Source organism: Pedococcus sp. (assembly GCF_036554925.1).
Classification (GTDB): Bacteria; Actinomycetota; Actinomycetes; order Actinomycetales; family Dermatophilaceae; genus Pedococcus_A.
The window spans coordinates 1-15897 of record NZ_DATBMI010000039.1 but is presented as its reverse complement, the minus strand read 5'-3'; the positions used below and the strand labels follow the sequence as shown (position 1 = coordinate 15897).

Genomic DNA, 15897 nt, shown 5'->3' with positions numbered 1-15897 from the left:
CGGCTGGGTCAGCGCTTGACCTTGCCGGCCTTGAGGCACGAGGTGCAGACGTTGAGACGCTTCGGGGTCACGCCCGCGTCGCCCACCAGAGCCCGCACGCGCTGGATGTTGGGGTTCCAGCGGCGCTTGGTGCGGCGGTGCGAGTGCGAGATGTTGTGACCGAAGCCCGGTCCCTTGCCGCAGACGTCGCAGTTGGCAGCCACGGGTGATCTCCTGATGTCGGTACGAACAAACTCTGGGTGTCTCTCCGGGCAGCCGCGATCGCGGGACAGCCCGGGGGGAACCGGTCAAGAGTAGCCGAGACGGGGGGCTGCGGCCAAAACGGCCCAGCGGGCACTAGCCTGCCACCGTGCTCGAACGCCTCTCCGCCGCGGACGCCCGACGTTGGGCCGTCATCACGCGGGCCGCGTTCGCCGCGCGCCGGGCCGAGATCGACGCCCTCAACGTCTTCCCGGTGCCCGACGGCGACACCGGCACCAACCTCTACCTGACGTTCGACGGGGCCCTCGACGCCGTGCGCACCGAGCAGGAGGGTCTGGGCATCCTCGGGGAGGCGAGCCTCGAGCAGGAGTGCACCGCGCTCGCCCGGGCCATGCTGCTCACGGCCCGGGGGAACTCCGGGGTCATCCTGAGCCAGCTCGTCCGCGGCTTCGCCGAGGCCATCGCCGACGCCGGGGAGGGCGGCGCCGATGGCCCGGTCGTGGCGGCGGCGCTCACCCGGGCCAGCGAGCGCGGGTGGCGGGCCGTGACCCATCCCGTGGAGGGCACCATCCTCTCGGTCGCCCGGGCCGCGGCCGACGCGGCGGCGGGGGAGCCGTCGCTCGCCGCCGTCACCAAGGCCGCGCTCCGCGGAGCCTCCGAGGCGCTGGAGCGGACCACGGAACAGCTGCCGGCCCTGCGGCGCGCCGGTGTCGTGGACGCCGGCGGGGCCGGCTACGTCCTGCTCCTCGAGGCGCTCGCCCGCGTGGCCCACGAGGAAGGGCCGAACGGCGCCGGCCTCACGGCCCCCTTCCTCGACGACCCGTCACTGCGGCGCCGGGCCGGCTGGGCGCACCCGGGATCGGGCGTGCACCCGACGGAAGGGGAGGGCGCCACCCCCAGCAGCGAGGACGCCGTCGCCCCCGGCGGGCCGGCGTTCGAGGTGATGTACCTCCTCGCGGACACGGACGAGGAGAGGGTGGCCCGGCTCACGAGCACCCTCGACGCCCTCGGGGACTCCCTCCTCGTCGTCGGCGGGCCCGACCTGTGGAATGTCCACGTCCACGTCGACGACGCGGGCGCGGCGGTCGAGGCGGGTGTCGAGGCAGGACGCCCCTACCGGATCAAGGTCACCCACTTCGCCGAGCAGACGGCCCGGCCGCCCGCCAGCGACCTCGCGGTCGTGGCCTGCGCAGCCGGGCCCGGGCTGGCGGCGGTCTTCGCCGGGGCCGGCGCCCACACCGTCGACAGCGGGCCCGGCCACCGCGCCTCGGCGGGGCAGCTGCTCGAGGCCGCCAGGAGGGCGCACGCGCTGTCGGTGATCCTGCTGCCGAACGACAAGGACACCCTCATGGCGGCGGAGGCCGCGTCGGCGGCCGCCGCCCAGGACGGCCTGGACCTCCACGTGGTGCGCTCCCGCACCGCGGTGCAGGGGCTGGCCGCGCTCGCCGTCTTCGACCCACAGGCCTCCGTGGCACGCAACCTCGCCGCGATGAGCAGCAGCGCGTCCGCCACCCGGCACGGGGCGGTCACGGTCGCCGGCAAGGAGGCTCTGACCAGCGCCGGACCCTGCCAGCCCGGTGACGTGCTGGGGGTGGTGGGCGGCGACATCGTGGTCGTCGGCACCGACCTGCGCGAGGTGGCCGAGGAGGTGGTGCGCCGCCTGCTCTCCAGCGGCGGGGAGCTGGTGACCGTCGTCTCCGGCGAGGACGCGCCCGAGGGCCTCGCCGACGGCCTCGCCCGCTGGCTCGCCGGCGAGCGCCGCGAGGTCGAGGTGTCGCTCATCGACGGCGGGCAGCCGCTCTACCACCTGCTGCTGGGAGTCGAGTAGGCGTGGCGGACGAGAGCACACGGCTGTCCGCCCTCCTGGGCGCGCGGTCGGCAGGGCCCCTCGCCAAGAGCCGCGACCTGCACACGGTGGGCGACCTGCTCGAGTTCTGGCCACGCCGCTACCTCGAGCACACCTCGGACCTCTCCTCGCTGCACGTCGGCATGTACGTCGTGGCGGTGGCCGAGGTGAAGACGTCGAGCACACGTCGGATGCAGAAGCGCCGGGGGGAGATGCTCAACGTCACGATCACCGACGGCACGAGCGACGTCGACCTCACCTTCTTCAAGGCCTGGGGGCACAAGGAGGCGCTCGTGCCCGGTGTGACGGCCGTCTTCGCCGGCGAGGTCGGGATGTACCGGGGCCGCTGGCAGCTGACGCACCCGGCCTACCAGGTCCTCGAGGGGGGCCTCGGCACGGACGCCGCCGACCGCGGGCCCATCCCCGTCTACCTCCAGGTCAAGGGGATGCAGAACTGGGCCGTCGCGGAGTGCGTGCGGATCGTCTTCGACCACCTCGAGAGCGTCCCGGAGCCCCTGCCGGCGAAGCTGCGCTCGCGCCACGGCCTCCCGGGGCGGCTCGAGGCCCTGAAGGGCATCCACGTCCCCCGGGCGTTCAGCGACGTGCAGCGCGCGCGCCACCGGCTGCGGTACGAGGAGGCGCTCGTCTTCCAGACGCTGCTCGCCCGGCGCCGGGCGGAGCAGGCCGCCGAGCGCACGCGGGCCCGGACCCCGCGCGAGGGGGGACTGCTCGCCGCCTTCGACGCCCGGCTGCCCTTCGAGCTCACCGCCGGCCAGCGTGAGGTGGGTGAGGTGCTGGCGCAGGAGATGGCCAGGGACACCCCCATGAACCGGCTGCTCCAGGGTGAGGTCGGCTCCGGCAAGACCGTGATCGCGCTGCGGGCGATGCTCGCCGCCGTCGATGCCGGGGGCCAGGCTGCCCTGCTCGCTCCCACCGAGGTCCTGGCGGCACAGCACCACCGGTCGATCACGACCATGCTGGGCGACCTCGCGGAGGGCGGCATGCTCGGTGGCAGTGACATCGGCACCCGGGTCGCGCTCCTCACCGGGAGCCAGTCGACGGCGACGCGACGACAGAACCTCCTCGACGCGGCCAGCGGCGACGCGGGGATCGTCGTCGGGACCCATGCCCTCATCCAAGAGCACGTGCAGTTCCAGGACCTCGCCCTCGTGGTGGTCGACGAGCAGCACCGGTTCGGCGTCGAACAGCGGGACGCCCTGCGCGGCAAGGGAACCCAGCCGCCGCACGTCCTCGTCATGACCGCCACGCCGATCCCGCGCACCGTGACGATGACGGTCTTCGGCGACATGGAGACCTCCACGCTCACCGAGCTGCCGCGCGGCCGCTCGCCGATCACCACCCATGTGGTGCCGGCTGACCGGCCCGCCTGGGTGCAGCGCACGTGGGAGCGGATCGCGGAGGAGGTGCGGTCCGGACGCCAGGCCTATGTCGTGTGCCCGCGCATCGGCGACGGTGACGGCGGCGGCTCTGCCGGCAGCGCGGTGGGCTCGCCCGACGACGAGGAGATCGCGGCGCCGGACGCGGACGAGGGCGAGGAGGCGTCGCCCCGCGAGATGGCCGGCGTGTATGCCGTGGAGGCCACGCTGCGGGAGAGCCCCGCCCTGGAGGGCGTGTCCATCGCGGTGCTCCACGGCCGCATGGCGCCGGAGGACAAGGACGCGGTGATGTCCGCCTTCACGCGCGGCGAGATCGACGTTCTCGTGTCGACCACCGTCATCGAGGTGGGCGTCGACGTGCCCAACGCGACGGTCATGGTCGTCGTCGACGCCGACCGGTTCGGCGTCTCGCAGCTGCACCAGCTGCGCGGCCGCGTCGGCCGGGGCAGGCACGCCGGCCTCTGCCTGCTGATGACGGCCTCGGAGGCGGAGGCGTCGCGGGAGCGCTTGGACGCCGTCGCCGGGACGACCGACGGCTTCGAGCTGGCCCGCCTGGACCTCCAGCTGCGCGGCACGGGAGACGTGCTCAGCGGCCGGCAGAGCGGCGGCGGCAGGTCGGGCCGGGGGATGGGGAGGGGCAGCTTCCGGTTCCTGTCGCTGGTGCGGGACGAGGAGATCATCCTGCAGGCACGCGAGGACGCCGTCTCCCTCGTCGCGGCCGACCCCGGCCTCGCCGGGCACCCCGAGCTGCTGGCCGCGGTGCGGGACCGCGTCGACGCCGAGCAGGCGGCCTTCCTGGAGCGCGGGTGACGGCGGTGGGCACGGCGTGACCAGGATCATCGGCGGCCGGGTCGGCGGCCTGCGGCTGCGGACCCCGTCCGGCAGCGGCACCCGACCGACCAGCGACCGGGTGCGGGAGGCGCTGTTCTCGCGCCTCGAGCACCTCGGCGTCGTCCAGGGTGCGGCCGTGCTGGACCTCTACGCCGGGTCGGGAGCGCTGGGCCTGGAGGCGGCAAGCCGGGGTGCGTCGTCGGTGCTCCTGGTGGAGTCCGACCGGGCCGCGGCGGCGGTGGCGCGGAAGAACGCCGGTCTGACCGGCATACCCGGCATCAGCGTGCGGACGGCGACCGTCGAGCGCGCCCTGGGCAGCGCCGCTCCGGCGCCCTTCGACCTCGTGTTCATCGACCCGCCGTACGACATCGGCGAGGAGGTGCTCGAGTCGGTCCTCGGTGCCCTCGTCACGCAGCACTGGCTCTCCGAGCGTGCCCTGGTCGTGGTCGAGCGCTCCGCCCGCTCGCCCGAGCCCAGGTGGCCCGCCGCGCTGGAGCACGAGGGGGAGCGGCGCTACGGCGAGACCAAGATCTGGTTCGCCGGCGTGCGCGAGCCCGACGACGTCGCCTGACGGCAGCCGAGATCCGGACAGCACGTCATCCGGACAGCACGGAGCCCGGGCGCACGTCGGTGCACCCGGGCTCCGTCAGGCCCTGCTCAGGCAGGGGTGATGCTGAACTGCACGGCGCCCGCCTGGTCGACCTGGGCGTCGAGCACCTGGTCGCCGAGGGCGACGGCGGCGGTCTCCTCGAGGTAGACCTTCGCACCGCCCTGGTCGACGACCTGGTCGCCCGGCTGGGCTCCGTCGACGGGGGCGACGGCCAGGGCACCGGCCTCGGGCCCGTCGGCGGAGAACCGGAGTCCGGCGTCCTCGGTGCCGCCGTTCTGCTCGGCGATGGCCTTGACGATGTTGCTGGCGTTCTCGGTCAGGGTGAGCACAGGCTCTCTCTTCCGATAGCGGACAGGGAACCTCCACCGTGTCCCATCCGGCAGCACGGCACAAATCGTCGTCCATGGTGTCCACAGCCCGGACAGCCCGCCCCAGCCATGCGGCCGGCACGCGACGCGACGGGCCACGTGGCGCCGGCCGAACGGGGCGGTCCCGGGAGCGGGCGCGTCGCCCGACATGGCCGCTGACCTGCGCCGATGCCCCGGGTCCAGCGCGCGTCCCCGGCCGACCTGTCCCATGATGGGCGCCATGACCGAGATCGAGATCCCCAGGCCCACCTCCGGCGACGTCGTCGAGCTGATCATCGAGGACCACCGCCTCTTCGAGTCCCTCCTGCGCGACCTGCGCGACGCCACCGCCGACCGGGAGGCCGCCCGGGAGGCCCTGTCGAACGTCCTCATCGCCCATGGCGAGGCCGAGGAGACCGAGGTCTACCCCAAGCTCAAGAGCAAGAGGGCCATCAGCGAGGACGAGAAGGAGCACGGCGAGGAGGAGCACGCCGAGGGCAACGAGGCCCTGCTCGCCCTGCTCGAGTGCAAGGGGACCGACACGCAGAAGTTCGACGACGCCGTGGAGAAGCTCGCCGAGGCCCTCAACCACCACATCGGCGAGGAGGAGCAGACCATCCTCAACCCGGCGCGCACCGAGGTCTCCGAGGACGTGCGCGAGGACCTCGGCGTCAAGTGGGCGACCATGCGCAACCGCCTCATCGAGGACGGCTGCGGCTCGGTCGAGAACGTCCGCGCGATCGTGAGGAAGGCCGAGAAGGAGGGCCTGCTGCCCGCCGACGACGAGGACGACGACAGCGAGAGCTGAGCCGGCGCTGCGGCCCGGGGCGCACGCACCGGACGCGCTGCTAGGTTGCGGCGTGTGACCAGACGGTGTGTGTGCCCCGGCTCCTATGACCCGGTGACCCTCGGCCATGCCGACGTCATCGAGCGCGCCGCGGCGCTCTACGACGAGGTGGTCGTCGCCGTGCTGCACAACCCGGCCAAGGCCGGGATGTTCCCGCCGGAGGAGCGGCAGGCCCTCATCGAGGACGCCGTCGCGCACCTCGGCAACGTGCGGGTCGAGGTCTTCGAGAACCGCCTGCTGGTCGACGTCTGCCGCGACGCCGAGGCGGAGGCGATCGTCAAGGGCCTGCGCGGTGGCACCGACTTCGCGTACGAGCTGCCGATGGCCCTGATGAACCGGCACCTCACCGGCATCGAGACGGTCTTCCTGCCCGGTGACCCCCGGTTCGAGCACATCTCGAGCTCTCTCATCAAGGAGGTCGCCCGGTTCGGGGGCGACGTCTCGGGGCTGGTCAGCGAGGCGGTGCACAAGGCCCTGGCCGCGCGCCTCCACGCGGAGGGCTGAGCTGGCCGCGCCACCCCGGCCGGAGGGCTTCCGGCCCGACGTCGAGGGCCTGCGGGCGATCGCCGTCGGCGTCGTGATGGTCTACCACGCCGGCCTCCCGTTCCTGCCCCACGGCTACCTCGGCGTCGACGTCTTCTTCGTCATCTCGGGCTACCTCATCACCGGCCTGCTCCTGCGCGAGCTCGCCTCGACCGGCCGGATCGCCTGGCGTGCGTTCGTCGCCCGGCGGGCGCGTCGCCTGCTGCCGGCCGCCGTGCTCGTGCTGGCGGTCGTGGCCGTGGCCACGTGGCTGCTGATCCCGGGGCGGCGCGGCCGGGAGATCGGCGGCGACATCATCGGCTCGGCCCTCTACGTCGTGAACTGGGTGCTCGCCGGGCGGTCCGTCGACTACCTCGCCCAGGACGCACTGCCCTCTCCCGTCCAGCACTACTGGTCGCTCGCGATCGAGGAGCAGTTCTACGTCCTGTGGCCGGTGTGCCTGATCCTCCTCGTGGCGGTGCTCCGGCGCCGGAGGTCACCCCTGCTCGCCGAGGGCCCCGGGAAGGGACCGCGGCTGCGCGCCGTCGGCACGGTGCTCGCCCTGCTGGCGGTCCCGTCGTTCGCCTTCTCGGTGTGGCACACCATCACGGTCCCGGCCCAGGCCTACTTCGTCACGACGACCCGCATCTGGGAGCTCGGGCTCGGCGCCGGGCTCGCGGTGTGGGCGGCGCGCCGCCACATGCGCCCGGTGCCGTATGCCGCGTGGCTCGGCTGGGCGGGGCTGGCCGCCGTCGTCGCGACGGCGGTGTGGCTGCCGGACGCAGCCGGCTGGCCCGGCGCCTGGGCCCTGCTGCCGACGCTCGGGACCGCCGCGGTGATCCTCGCGGGCTGGGGCGGTGCGGCCTCCGACCCCAGCACCGAGCCCGCGACCGGGGGCCCGGGCCGGCTGCTGGCCCTCCGGCCGCTGGTGTGGGTGGGCGGACTGTCCTACTCGCTGTACCTCTGGCACTGGCCGTTCGCGGTGTTCGCCGACGAGCTGTGGCCCGACGGCTCGCGCCGGGCGTGGGCCGTGCTGGCCAGCGCCCTCCCCGCGTGGCTCTGCTACCGCCTCGTCGAGCGCCCGCTGCACCACAGCCCGCGCCTGGCCCACAGCGTCCGGAACTCGCTGGCCCTGGGCGTGGCGCTCTCCCTCGCAGGGGTCGTCGCCGGCATACCGCTCGTGACGGCACCGCCCGTCTTCCAGACCCTGCCGGCCTCCGGGGTGCTGCCGCCGGTGGATCGTCTCGGCGCCGGCGTGCTGGGGGACGCCCCGAGCGCCGACCCGGCAGCGTACGCCGTGGACGACTGGGGCTGGCTCACCCCGGACCCGGAGCGGGCGGGGGAGGACCGGCCGTCGGCCGACGTCGACCGCTGCCAGGTCGACGAGCGCACGTCCACGCCGGTCCGGTGCGAGTTCGGGGTGCGCGACGGGACGACCACCATCGCGCTCGTCGGCGACTCCAAGGCGATGCAGTGGCTCCCTGCCCTGGAGCGGGCCGCGCCGGGCCGGGACTGGCGCATCGTCACCTACGGGAAGTCCTCCTGTCCCTTCGCCGAGGGCAGGACCGAGCTCTCCCGCCAGCACTACGCCTCCTGCGACCGCTGGAACGAGGCCGTGGTCGAGGCGCTCGCGGCCGACCCGCCGGACCTGGTGGTCACCTCGACTCAGGCGCGCACGGCGATCCGGGGTGAGGGCGTCTCCCGGCAGGCCCTGGTCGACCAGCTGTCCCGGCGCTGGCGCAGCCTCCAGCGGGCAGGGGTGCCGGTGGCGGTGATCGGCGACAACCCGAGCTCGCCGGCTGAGCTCGACGGGTGCATGGCCCGCCACCCGCGCGAGCTCACCCGCTGCGCGTTCGACCGCGACGAGGCCCTGGCGCTGACGGGCCTGGACGCCCAGCGGGCCGCGGCCCTGGTGGCGCAGGGCGTGGAGGTCATCGACCTGACGCCGTGGATCTGCCCGGTGGCGCGCTGCCCGGTCGCCATCGGCAACGTGGTCATCCACCGGGCGGGGGACCACATCACCGCCACCTACGCCCGCACCCTCGGCCCGCAGATCGCCCGCCAGCTCGAGGCGGTCATGGCGCGGGAGAAGCCCTGAGTCCCTGCGGGGCAGGCGCGCGGGAGCGCATTTGGGAAGGTGGCAGGCGCTCCGGTAACCTGAGCGGTCGGTCTACGTCCTGCTGTGACGCACGGCCGAGTCCCTCGACCCCAGCTGGAGCCATGAACCGTCTCGATGCCCGCCTGCCCTTGGTGCTCGACACCAAGAGCCTCGGTCGGCGACCCGGTTCCATGGCGGAGCTCCAGCGCACGGTCGAGGCGCCTGCACACCTCGGTACGGACGTGATCGCGGTCCAGGAGGGCCAGCCGATCGAGCTGGACCTCCGGCTCGAGTCCGTGATGGAGGGTGTGCTGGTGACCGGCTCGGCCAGCGCCACCGCAACCGGCGCCTGCGTGCGGTGCCTGGACCCCGTCAGCCACCCGGTTGACGTCCGGTTCCAGGAGCTGTTCGCCTACGCCGATCGCGCCGCCCACCACCGCGAGGTGGGGGTCGAGGAGGACGAGGCCCAGGAGCACCAGATCGTGGACGACCTGATCGACCTCGAACCGGTGCTCAGGGACGCGGTGGTGCCATCGCTGCCGTTCCAGCCGGTATGCCGGGAGGACTGTCCGGGGCTGTGTTCCGAGTGTGGAGCGCCCCTGGCGGAAGACCCGGAGCACCACCACGAAGTGATTGACCCCCGATGGGCCGCGCTGCAGGCGCTGTCCACCGACACCCCGAGCAACACCGAAGAGAAGAGGAACTGACGTGGCTGTCCCGAAGCGGAAGACGTCGCGCTCCAACACCCGCTCCCGTCGCGCCAACTGGAAGACGACGGCGACCGTGCTCACCGCGTGCCCGCAGTGCAAGGCCCCGACCCAGCCGCACACGGCGTGCCCGTCCTGCGGCACCTACAAGGGCCGCCACTACACCGCGGCCGAGCGCACCGAGCACCAGGGCTGACACCCTCCCGCGTGAGCACGTCTGTCCCCCCTGGCGGCAGCCGAGCGCAGCAGCGGCCCGTCGACGAGTTCGCCGATCTCCTCCACGAGGTGGTCGGCGAGCGCGTCGACGAGCCGCTGCTCCTGCGTGCCCTGACCCACCGCAGCTACGCCTACGAGAACGGCGGGCTGCCCCACAACGAGCGCCTCGAGTTCCTCGGCGACTCCGTGCTGGGGCTGGTGGTCACCGACACGCTGTATGCCGCGCACCCGGACCTCCCCGAGGGCCAGCTCGCCAAGCTGCGGGCGGCGGTCGTGAACATGCGCGCCCTCGCCGACGTGGCGCGCACGCTCGGCCTGGGCGACCACCTCCTGCTCGGCCGTGGCGAGGAGAGCACCGGTGGGCGTGACAAGGCCTCGATCCTCGCCGACACGATGGAGGCCGTCATCGGGACGGTGTACCTCTCCTGCGGCCTGCCCGCGGCGGCCACGCTCGTCCACCACCTGCTCGACCCGCTGATGGCCAGCTCCGCTCGGCTCGGCGCCGGGCTGGACTGGAAGACCAGCCTCCAGGAGCTGTCCGCCGCCCAGGCGCTCGGGGTCCCGGAGTATCGGGTGATGGAGTCGGGTCCCGACCACGAGAAGGTCTTCACGGCGCAGGCCGTCCTCAGCGACGTCGTCTGCGGCGAGGGCACCGGCCGCTCCAAGAAGGAGGCCGAGCAGAGGGCTGCCGAGGAGGCGTACACCTCCCTGAGCGCCCGTGCCGCCGCCGACGCTGCGTCCGCCACCGGCACGTCCACGAGCGAGCTGCCGGCGGCAGGCGACGAGCAGGCCGCAGCGGACGAGCCCGCAGCCGACGAGCCCCCCGCAGGCGCCGAGCCCGCCGCCGACGGCGCGTCGGCCACCGCCGCGCGCTGACGGCTGCCGTCCCCGCGATGCCCGAGCTCCCCGAGGTCGAGGTCGTCCGGCGCGGCCTCGCCGACCACGTCGTCGGCCGCACCGTCGAGCACGCGGAGTTCCGTGGCGCCCGGGTCGCCCGCCGCCACCTCCCCGGGCCCGCCGACCTCTCCGAGCGGCTCGCGGGCAACCTGGTCGCCGATGCGCGCCGGCGGGGCAAGTACCTCTGGCTGGTCCTGCGCACACCGGACGGCTCCGAGCAGGGCCTGATCACCCACCTCGGGATGAGCGGCCAGCTCCTCGTCGAGGACGCCTCCGCCCCCGACGAGAAGCACCTGCACGCGCGCTTCCGCTTCGCCGACGGCGGCCCCGAGCTCCGCTTCGTCGACCAGCGCACCTTCGGGGGCATGGCGCTCTCCGACCTCACCCCGTGCGGGGTGCCCGAGACGATCGCCCACATCGCCCCCGACCCCCTCGAGGCGGGCTTCGACCAAGCCGCCGTCGTGCGCCGGATGAAGGCGCGCGACAGCGCGGTCAAGCGAGCCATGCTCGACCAGACGCTCGTCTCGGGCATCGGCAACATCTATGCCGACGAGGCCCTGTGGCGGGCCCGGGTCCATGGCGAGCGGCTGTGCTCCGCGCTGACGCGGCCCGCGCTGGTCCGCCTGCTCGACCATGCCCGGGACGTCATGCTCGAGGCGCTCGGCCAGGGCGGGACGAGCTTCGACGCGCTCTACGTCAACGTCAACGGCGCCTCCGGCTACTTCGACCGGTCCCTGGCCGCCTACGGCCAGGAGGGCCGACCCTGCCGTCGGTGCGGGACGCCCATCCGGCGCGAGTCGTTCATGAACCGCTCCTCGTACTCCTGCCCGCGGTGCCAGCCCCGCCCGCGCCGCCCCCGCGCCTGAGAGCCGCGCGACGCGCCCTCCCGCCGACGCGCCCTCCCGCCGACGCGGCATCCGCCCTCTTGCCCGGCCCCGACGGCGTCAGGACAATCACGACTGAGGCAGGTGATGCGCATGGACAACAACGAGCCCGCACGGGCAGTCATCTGGGTGCACGGCCGGGTGCACGGCGTCGGCTTCCGGTGGTGGACCCGGGCGAGGGCGCTCGAGCTCGGCCTGGTCGGCCATGCCCGCAACGCACCCGACGGGCGGGTCGAGGTGTTCGCGCAGGGTCCGCGCGAGCAGGTCGAGGAGCTCATCAGCCTGCTCGAGGAGAAGCCGTCGAGCAAGCTGCGCCCGGGCGAGGTGACGACCTGCGTGGCCACCTGGGGGCCGCCCCGCGACGGGCTCGTGGGGTTCGTGGAGAAGTGACGTCCGGGGCCGGGCGTCGGTTGTCCATTGACCGATCGACCCGGCTGCTGTCACTCTGGGAGATGCCCCGACCGGGCATGCCCCAGGGCGAACCCAACGCTGCGCCCGGGATCAAGGAGTCGACATGGCCAAGGCCCTTCTTGGGTACCGCACGGCAACCGACCAGCGACTGATGCTCGAGACCGTCGAGCTGCGCCGCCGGGTCCGCGATCTCGAGGGGCTGGTCGCCCGTCTGCAGAAGGACAACGACCGCCTGAGGGCGGATCTGAGACAGCCCGAGGCGGTCGCTGGGGGAGTGCCTACGATTGTCGGGTGACCTCACCCGCGACAGACACACCAGCTGAGCTGCTGCGCCTGCGCGCCAGCATCGACAACATCGACGCTGCCCTCGTGCACCTGCTCGCGGAGCGCTTCAAGTGCACGCAGCAGGTGGGTGAGCTCAAGGCCCGCAGCGGTATGCCGCCGGCCGACCCCGCGCGCGAGGAGGCCCAGATCGAGCGGTTGCGCGCGCTCGCGGACGCGGCCGGTCTCGATCCGCAGTTCGCGGAGAAGTTCCTCGCCTTCATCATCGAAGAGGTCATCCGCCACCACGAGGCTCTGGCCGGTCGCGGTCCCGCCCCGTCCTGACCGCTGGTTCGGGCGGGGTATCAGCGCGGGGTATTGCGCTCGCCAGTACCCCCACCGGGCAGGAGACCAGGGCACCGGTCGCGTGGGCAGTCACTCCAGTCACAGGGGCCCCACGCTGCGGTGTGGCGCGCTGCGGGTCCCGGGGCGAGCGCGCACCCGCCGGTACAGTGAGCCGCGATCCGCCGACCGCAGCAGCACCCGCAGCACCGAGGAGCCGAGCCGCTCGTGTACGTCAAGAGCCTGACCATGAAGGGCTTCAAGTCCTTCGCCTCGGCGACGACCATGCGCCTCGAGCCCGGCATCACCTGCATCGTCGGCCCCAACGGCTCCGGCAAGTCCAACGTCGTCGACGCCCTCGCCTGGGTCATGGGCGAGCAGGGGGCCAAGAGCCTGCGCGGCGGCAAGATGGAGGACGTCATCTTCGCGGGCACCGCCGGCCGCGCGCCGCTCGGCCGCGCCGAGGTGGCCCTGACGATCGACAACAGCGACGGCGCCCTGCCCATCGACTACACCGAGGTGACGATCGCGCGGACCATGTTCCGCAACGGCGGCTCGGAGTACGCCATCAACGGCACCCCGTGCCGGCTGCTCGACGTGCAGGAGCTGCTCTCCGACTCCGGCATCGGCCGCGAGATGCACGTCATCGTCGGCCAGGGTCAGCTCGACACCGTGCTGCGGGCCACCCCGGAGGAGCGCCGCGGCTTCATCGAGGAGGCCGCGGGCGTCCTCAAGCACCGCAAGCGCAAGGAGCGTGCGATGCGCAAGCTCGAGCAGATGGAGGCCAACCTCACCCGGGTCCACGACCTCACCGGTGAGATCCGCCGCCAGCTCGGGCCGCTGGGCCGTCAGGCCGAGGCCGCCCGCAGGGCCGCCGTCATCCAGGCCGACGCCCGCGACGCCCGACTCCGGCTCCTGGCCGACGACCTCGTGCAGCTCACCGCGACCCTCGAGCAGGAGGTCGCCGACGAGACCGCCCTCATCGCCCGCCGCACCGAGGTCGAGGAGTCCCTGGCGGAGGTCCGCGACCACCTGACGCGCCTCGAGCGCGAGGCCGAGGAGGCCCGGCCGATGGCCGCCCGGGCGCAGGAGCGGTGGTTCGCCCTCCAGACCCTGCGCGACCGGCTCGCCTCCACCGAGTCGCTGGCCGCCGAGCGGGTGCGGCTCCTGAGCCAGGACACCGCGGACGAGACGACGAGCGGCCGTGACCCCGAGGAGCTCAAGGCCCAGGCGGCCCAGGCGCGCACGGCCGAGGAGTCTCTGCTCGCAGAGGTGCGCCGGGCCACCGAGGAGCTCAACGAGGCCATCGAGCGCCGCAGCGCCTCCGAGAAGGCCCTCGCCGAGGAGCAGCAGCGGCTCCAGCGGCTCGCGCGGGCCGCGGCAGACCGCCGGGAGGGGCTCGCGAAGCTCACCGGCCAGGTCGGCGCCCGCACCAGCCGGATCGACGCCGGCGAGGCCGAGATCGGTCGTCTGCGGGGCATCGTCGAGCAGTCCCTGGCCCGCGCCGAGGCCGCCGAGAAGGAGTTCGCGTCCCTCGAGTCCTCGGTCGCGGTCGACGAGGAGGGCGAGGAGGGGCTCGACTCCGCCCACGAGAAGGCCGCTGCCGCCCTCGAGGCGGTGCAGGCCGAGGTCGAGCGACTGAAGGACGTGGAGCGGGCCGCCGAGCGCGACCGCACGAGCGCCACCGCTCGCCTCGAGGCCCTCGAGCTCAGCCTCAGCCGCAAGGACGGCGCCGCCACGCTCATCGCCGCCGCGGACGACCGCCACGGCATCGTCGGCTCGGTGGCCTCGCTGCTGCAGGTCAGCGGTGGGCACGAGGCCGCCGTGGCCGCAGCGCTCGGCTGGGCCGCCGATGCGCTCGCGGTCGAGTCCGTCGGGCATGCCGCCCGCGCCCTCGCCACCCTGCGAGAGGAGGACGCCGGCCAGGCCGCGCTCCTCGTCGGTGAGACCGCCGCCACCTCCGACCGCGCCACCTGGCCCGCCCTCGAGCACGGCGCCGTGTGGGCCTCCGACGTCGTCGACGCCCCGACGGGCGTCCGGCCCGCCGTGGAGCAGCTCCTCGACCGGGTCGCGCTGGTCCCCGACGCCGACCAGGCGGTCGCCCTCGTGGGACGCGGGGCCGGCGTCACCGCGGTGACCGCTGACGGCGACGTCTTCGCGCCGGGCTTCGTCCGCGGCGGCAGCAGCGCCGCCCCCAGCCTGATCGAGATCCAGTCGGCGGTCGACGAGACCCGGGCCCGGGTCGTCGACGCCACCCGCAGGGGAGAGCAGGCCCGGTTCGCGCTGGCCGCCGCGCAGGAGACGGCGCGCGAGGCGGCCGAGCGGGTCGAGGAGACCTTGGAGCGGCTGCACGAGTCCGACGCGCGCATGGCCGCCGTCGCCGAGCGGCTCGGCCACCTCGGAGCCACCGTCCGGTCCGCCCGCGCGGAGGCCGAGCGCACCGAGAAGGCCATCGCCGACGCCACCGCCGCGCTCGAGAGCGACCGCGCCGAGCTCGCGGCGCTGCAGGAGCGGCTCGAGCAGGCGAGCGCGCAGCCGGAGGAGGCGGAGGAGCCCTCCACCGACGAGCGTGACCGTCTCGACCTCGCCGCCAGCCAGGCCCGCGCCGCGGAGACCGAGCTGCGCCTGACGCTGCGCACCAAGGAGGAGCGCGCCCGTGCCCTCAAGGGTCGCGCCGAGTCGCTCGAGGGCGCCGCCCGCAACGAGCTCGCGGCACGCCAGCGCCTCGCCGCACGGCAGGAGCGCCGGCGCCGCGAGGCCACCGTGGCCGAGGCGGTCCGCCAGGGCGCCTCGTTCGCCTCTGCGCACCTCGAGGACGCCCTCCAGCTGGCTGCCGCCCAGCGGGCCCAGGCGGAGCAGGACCGCAACGAGCGCGACGCCGCGCTGGCCCGGGTGCGCCGCGACCTCGCCTCGCTGCAGGACGACCTGCGCGAGCTCACCGACACGGTGCACCGCGACGAGGTGGCCCGCACCCAGCAGCGGCTGCGCATCGAGCAGATGCAGGCCAAGGCGGTCGAGGAGCTCGGGATCGACCCGCAGGTCCTCATGGAGGACTTCGGGCCGCACCAGCTGGTCCCGCACGTGCCCGGCCCCGACGACGACCCGTACGCCCTGCCGGAGCCGGCCCCGTTCGTCCGCGAGGTCCAGGAGAAGCGGCTGCGCAAGGCGGAGCGCGCCCTGAACGCCCTCGGCCGGGTCAACCCCCTCGCCCTGGAGGAGTTCGCGGCGCTGGAGGAGCGGCACAAGTTCCTCACCGAGCAGCTCGAGGACCTCAAGAGCTCCAAGCGTGACCTGCTCGACATCGTGCGCGAGGTCGACGAGCGGGTCGAGCGGGTCTTCGCCGAGGCCTACCACGACACGGCAGCCCAGTTCGAGCAGGTCTTCTCCCGGCTGTTCCCCGGGGGTGAGGGCCGGCTCGTGCTCACCGATCCCTCGAACATGCTCACGACCGGCATCGAGGTCGAGGCGCGACCGCCGGGC

16 protein-coding genes are annotated in these 15897 nt (G+C 74.0%); 14 read left to right on the top strand and 2 right to left on the bottom strand.

What is annotated here, in order from left to right; all coding sequences use genetic code 11:
- Positions 1-8: 8 nt before the first annotated feature.
- Entirely contained in the window at positions 9-203 is a 195-nt protein-coding gene (gene rpmB, locus VIB11_RS02700) for a 50S ribosomal protein L28 (protein WP_332028112.1), read from the bottom strand.
- Positions 204-349: 146 nt separating this feature from the next.
- Between rpmB and VIB11_RS02695 the strand changes: the two genes are divergently transcribed.
- From VIB11_RS02695 to rsmD, 3 genes are read left to right on the top strand one after another with little or no spacing between them, the layout of a single operon-like run.
- Positions 350-2029 carry a DAK2 domain-containing protein gene (locus VIB11_RS02695; RefSeq protein ID WP_332028110.1) on the top strand — a complete coding sequence of 560 codons (1680 nt, stop codon included), beginning with the start codon at positions 350-352 and terminating at the stop codon, positions 2027-2029.
- 2 nt (positions 2030-2031) lie between these two features.
- The gene (locus tag VIB11_RS02690) at positions 2032-4254 is read left to right on the top strand and encodes an ATP-dependent DNA helicase RecG (RefSeq protein ID WP_332028108.1); all 2223 of its coding nucleotides are present in this window, start codon (positions 2032-2034) and stop codon (positions 4252-4254) included.
- 16 nt (positions 4255-4270) lie between these two features.
- Positions 4271-4846: a 16S rRNA (guanine(966)-N(2))-methyltransferase RsmD gene (gene rsmD / locus VIB11_RS02685; protein ID WP_332028106.1), complete on the top strand. Its 576-nt coding sequence runs from the start codon at positions 4271-4273 to the stop codon at positions 4844-4846.
- An 86-nt stretch (positions 4847-4932) separates the two neighbouring features.
- Here rsmD and VIB11_RS02680 read toward each other — a convergent pair whose 3' ends face one another.
- The gene (locus VIB11_RS02680) at positions 4933-5214 is read right to left on the bottom strand and encodes a Fe-S cluster assembly protein HesB (RefSeq protein ID WP_332028105.1); all 282 of its coding nucleotides are present in this window, start codon (positions 5212-5214) and stop codon (positions 4933-4935) included.
- 259 nt (positions 5215-5473) lie between these two features.
- Between VIB11_RS02680 and VIB11_RS02675 the strand changes: the two genes are divergently transcribed.
- The 11 genes from VIB11_RS02675 to smc form a co-directional block, all read left to right on the top strand.
- Complete coding sequence (locus VIB11_RS02675) at positions 5474-6040, top strand: hemerythrin domain-containing protein (protein WP_332028103.1); 567 nt, start codon at positions 5474-5476, stop codon at positions 6038-6040.
- Positions 6041-6085: 45 nt separating this feature from the next.
- A complete protein-coding gene (gene coaD, locus VIB11_RS02670; RefSeq protein ID WP_332028101.1) occupies positions 6086-6583 on the top strand; it encodes a pantetheine-phosphate adenylyltransferase in 498 nt (165 codons plus the stop codon).
- Between the two features lies 1 nt (position 6584).
- The gene (locus tag VIB11_RS02665; protein WP_332028114.1) at positions 6585-8699 is read left to right on the top strand and encodes an acyltransferase family protein; all 2115 of its coding nucleotides are present in this window, start codon (positions 6585-6587) and stop codon (positions 8697-8699) included.
- 122 nt (positions 8700-8821) lie between these two features.
- The gene (locus VIB11_RS02660; protein WP_332028100.1) at positions 8822-9406 is read left to right on the top strand and encodes a DUF177 domain-containing protein; all 585 of its coding nucleotides are present in this window, start codon (positions 8822-8824) and stop codon (positions 9404-9406) included.
- A gap of 1 nt (position 9407) precedes the next feature.
- Positions 9408-9602, top strand: a complete 195-nt coding sequence (rpmF, locus tag VIB11_RS02655) for a 50S ribosomal protein L32 (protein WP_332028098.1) — start codon at positions 9408-9410, stop codon at positions 9600-9602.
- An 89-nt stretch (positions 9603-9691) separates the two neighbouring features.
- On the top strand, positions 9692-10498 hold the full coding sequence (gene rnc, locus VIB11_RS02650) for a ribonuclease III (protein WP_414695740.1): 807 nt from the start codon (positions 9692-9694) through the stop codon (positions 10496-10498).
- 17 nt (positions 10499-10515) lie between these two features.
- Complete coding sequence (mutM, locus tag VIB11_RS02645; RefSeq protein ID WP_332028094.1) at positions 10516-11385, top strand: bifunctional DNA-formamidopyrimidine glycosylase/DNA-(apurinic or apyrimidinic site) lyase; 870 nt, start codon at positions 10516-10518, stop codon at positions 11383-11385.
- A gap of 111 nt (positions 11386-11496) precedes the next feature.
- The gene (locus tag VIB11_RS02640; RefSeq protein WP_332028093.1) at positions 11497-11793 is read left to right on the top strand and encodes an acylphosphatase; all 297 of its coding nucleotides are present in this window, start codon (positions 11497-11499) and stop codon (positions 11791-11793) included.
- 124 nt (positions 11794-11917) lie between these two features.
- Complete coding sequence (locus tag VIB11_RS02635) at positions 11918-12109, top strand: hypothetical protein (RefSeq protein WP_332028091.1); 192 nt, start codon at positions 11918-11920, stop codon at positions 12107-12109.
- The gene (locus VIB11_RS02630) at positions 12106-12420 is read left to right on the top strand and encodes a chorismate mutase (protein ID WP_332028089.1); all 315 of its coding nucleotides are present in this window, start codon (positions 12106-12108) and stop codon (positions 12418-12420) included. The genes VIB11_RS02635 and VIB11_RS02630 overlap by 4 nt, the downstream gene beginning before the upstream one ends.
- A gap of 225 nt (positions 12421-12645) precedes the next feature.
- Positions 12646-15897 (top strand): chromosome segregation protein SMC (smc, locus tag VIB11_RS02625; protein WP_332028087.1); only part of this gene is annotated, 3252 nt, incomplete at its 3' end.

What these genes read in the sequence shown, in the direction of transcription:
- VIB11_RS02640 (WP_332028093.1), top strand. Translation starts at nt 11,497, where the DNA reads ATGGACAACAACGAGCCCGCACGGGCAGTCATCTGGGTGCACGGCCGG.
- mutM (WP_332028094.1), top strand. Translation starts at nt 10,516, where the DNA reads ATGCCCGAGCTCCCCGAGGTCGAGGTCGTCCGGCGCGGCCTCGCCGAC.
- VIB11_RS02660 (WP_332028100.1), top strand. Translation starts at nt 8,822, where the DNA reads ATGAACCGTCTCGATGCCCGCCTGCCCTTGGTGCTCGACACCAAGAGC.
- VIB11_RS02675 (WP_332028103.1), top strand. Translation starts at nt 5,474, where the DNA reads ATGACCGAGATCGAGATCCCCAGGCCCACCTCCGGCGACGTCGTCGAG.
- VIB11_RS02635 (WP_332028091.1), top strand. Translation starts at nt 11,918, where the DNA reads ATGGCCAAGGCCCTTCTTGGGTACCGCACGGCAACCGACCAGCGACTG.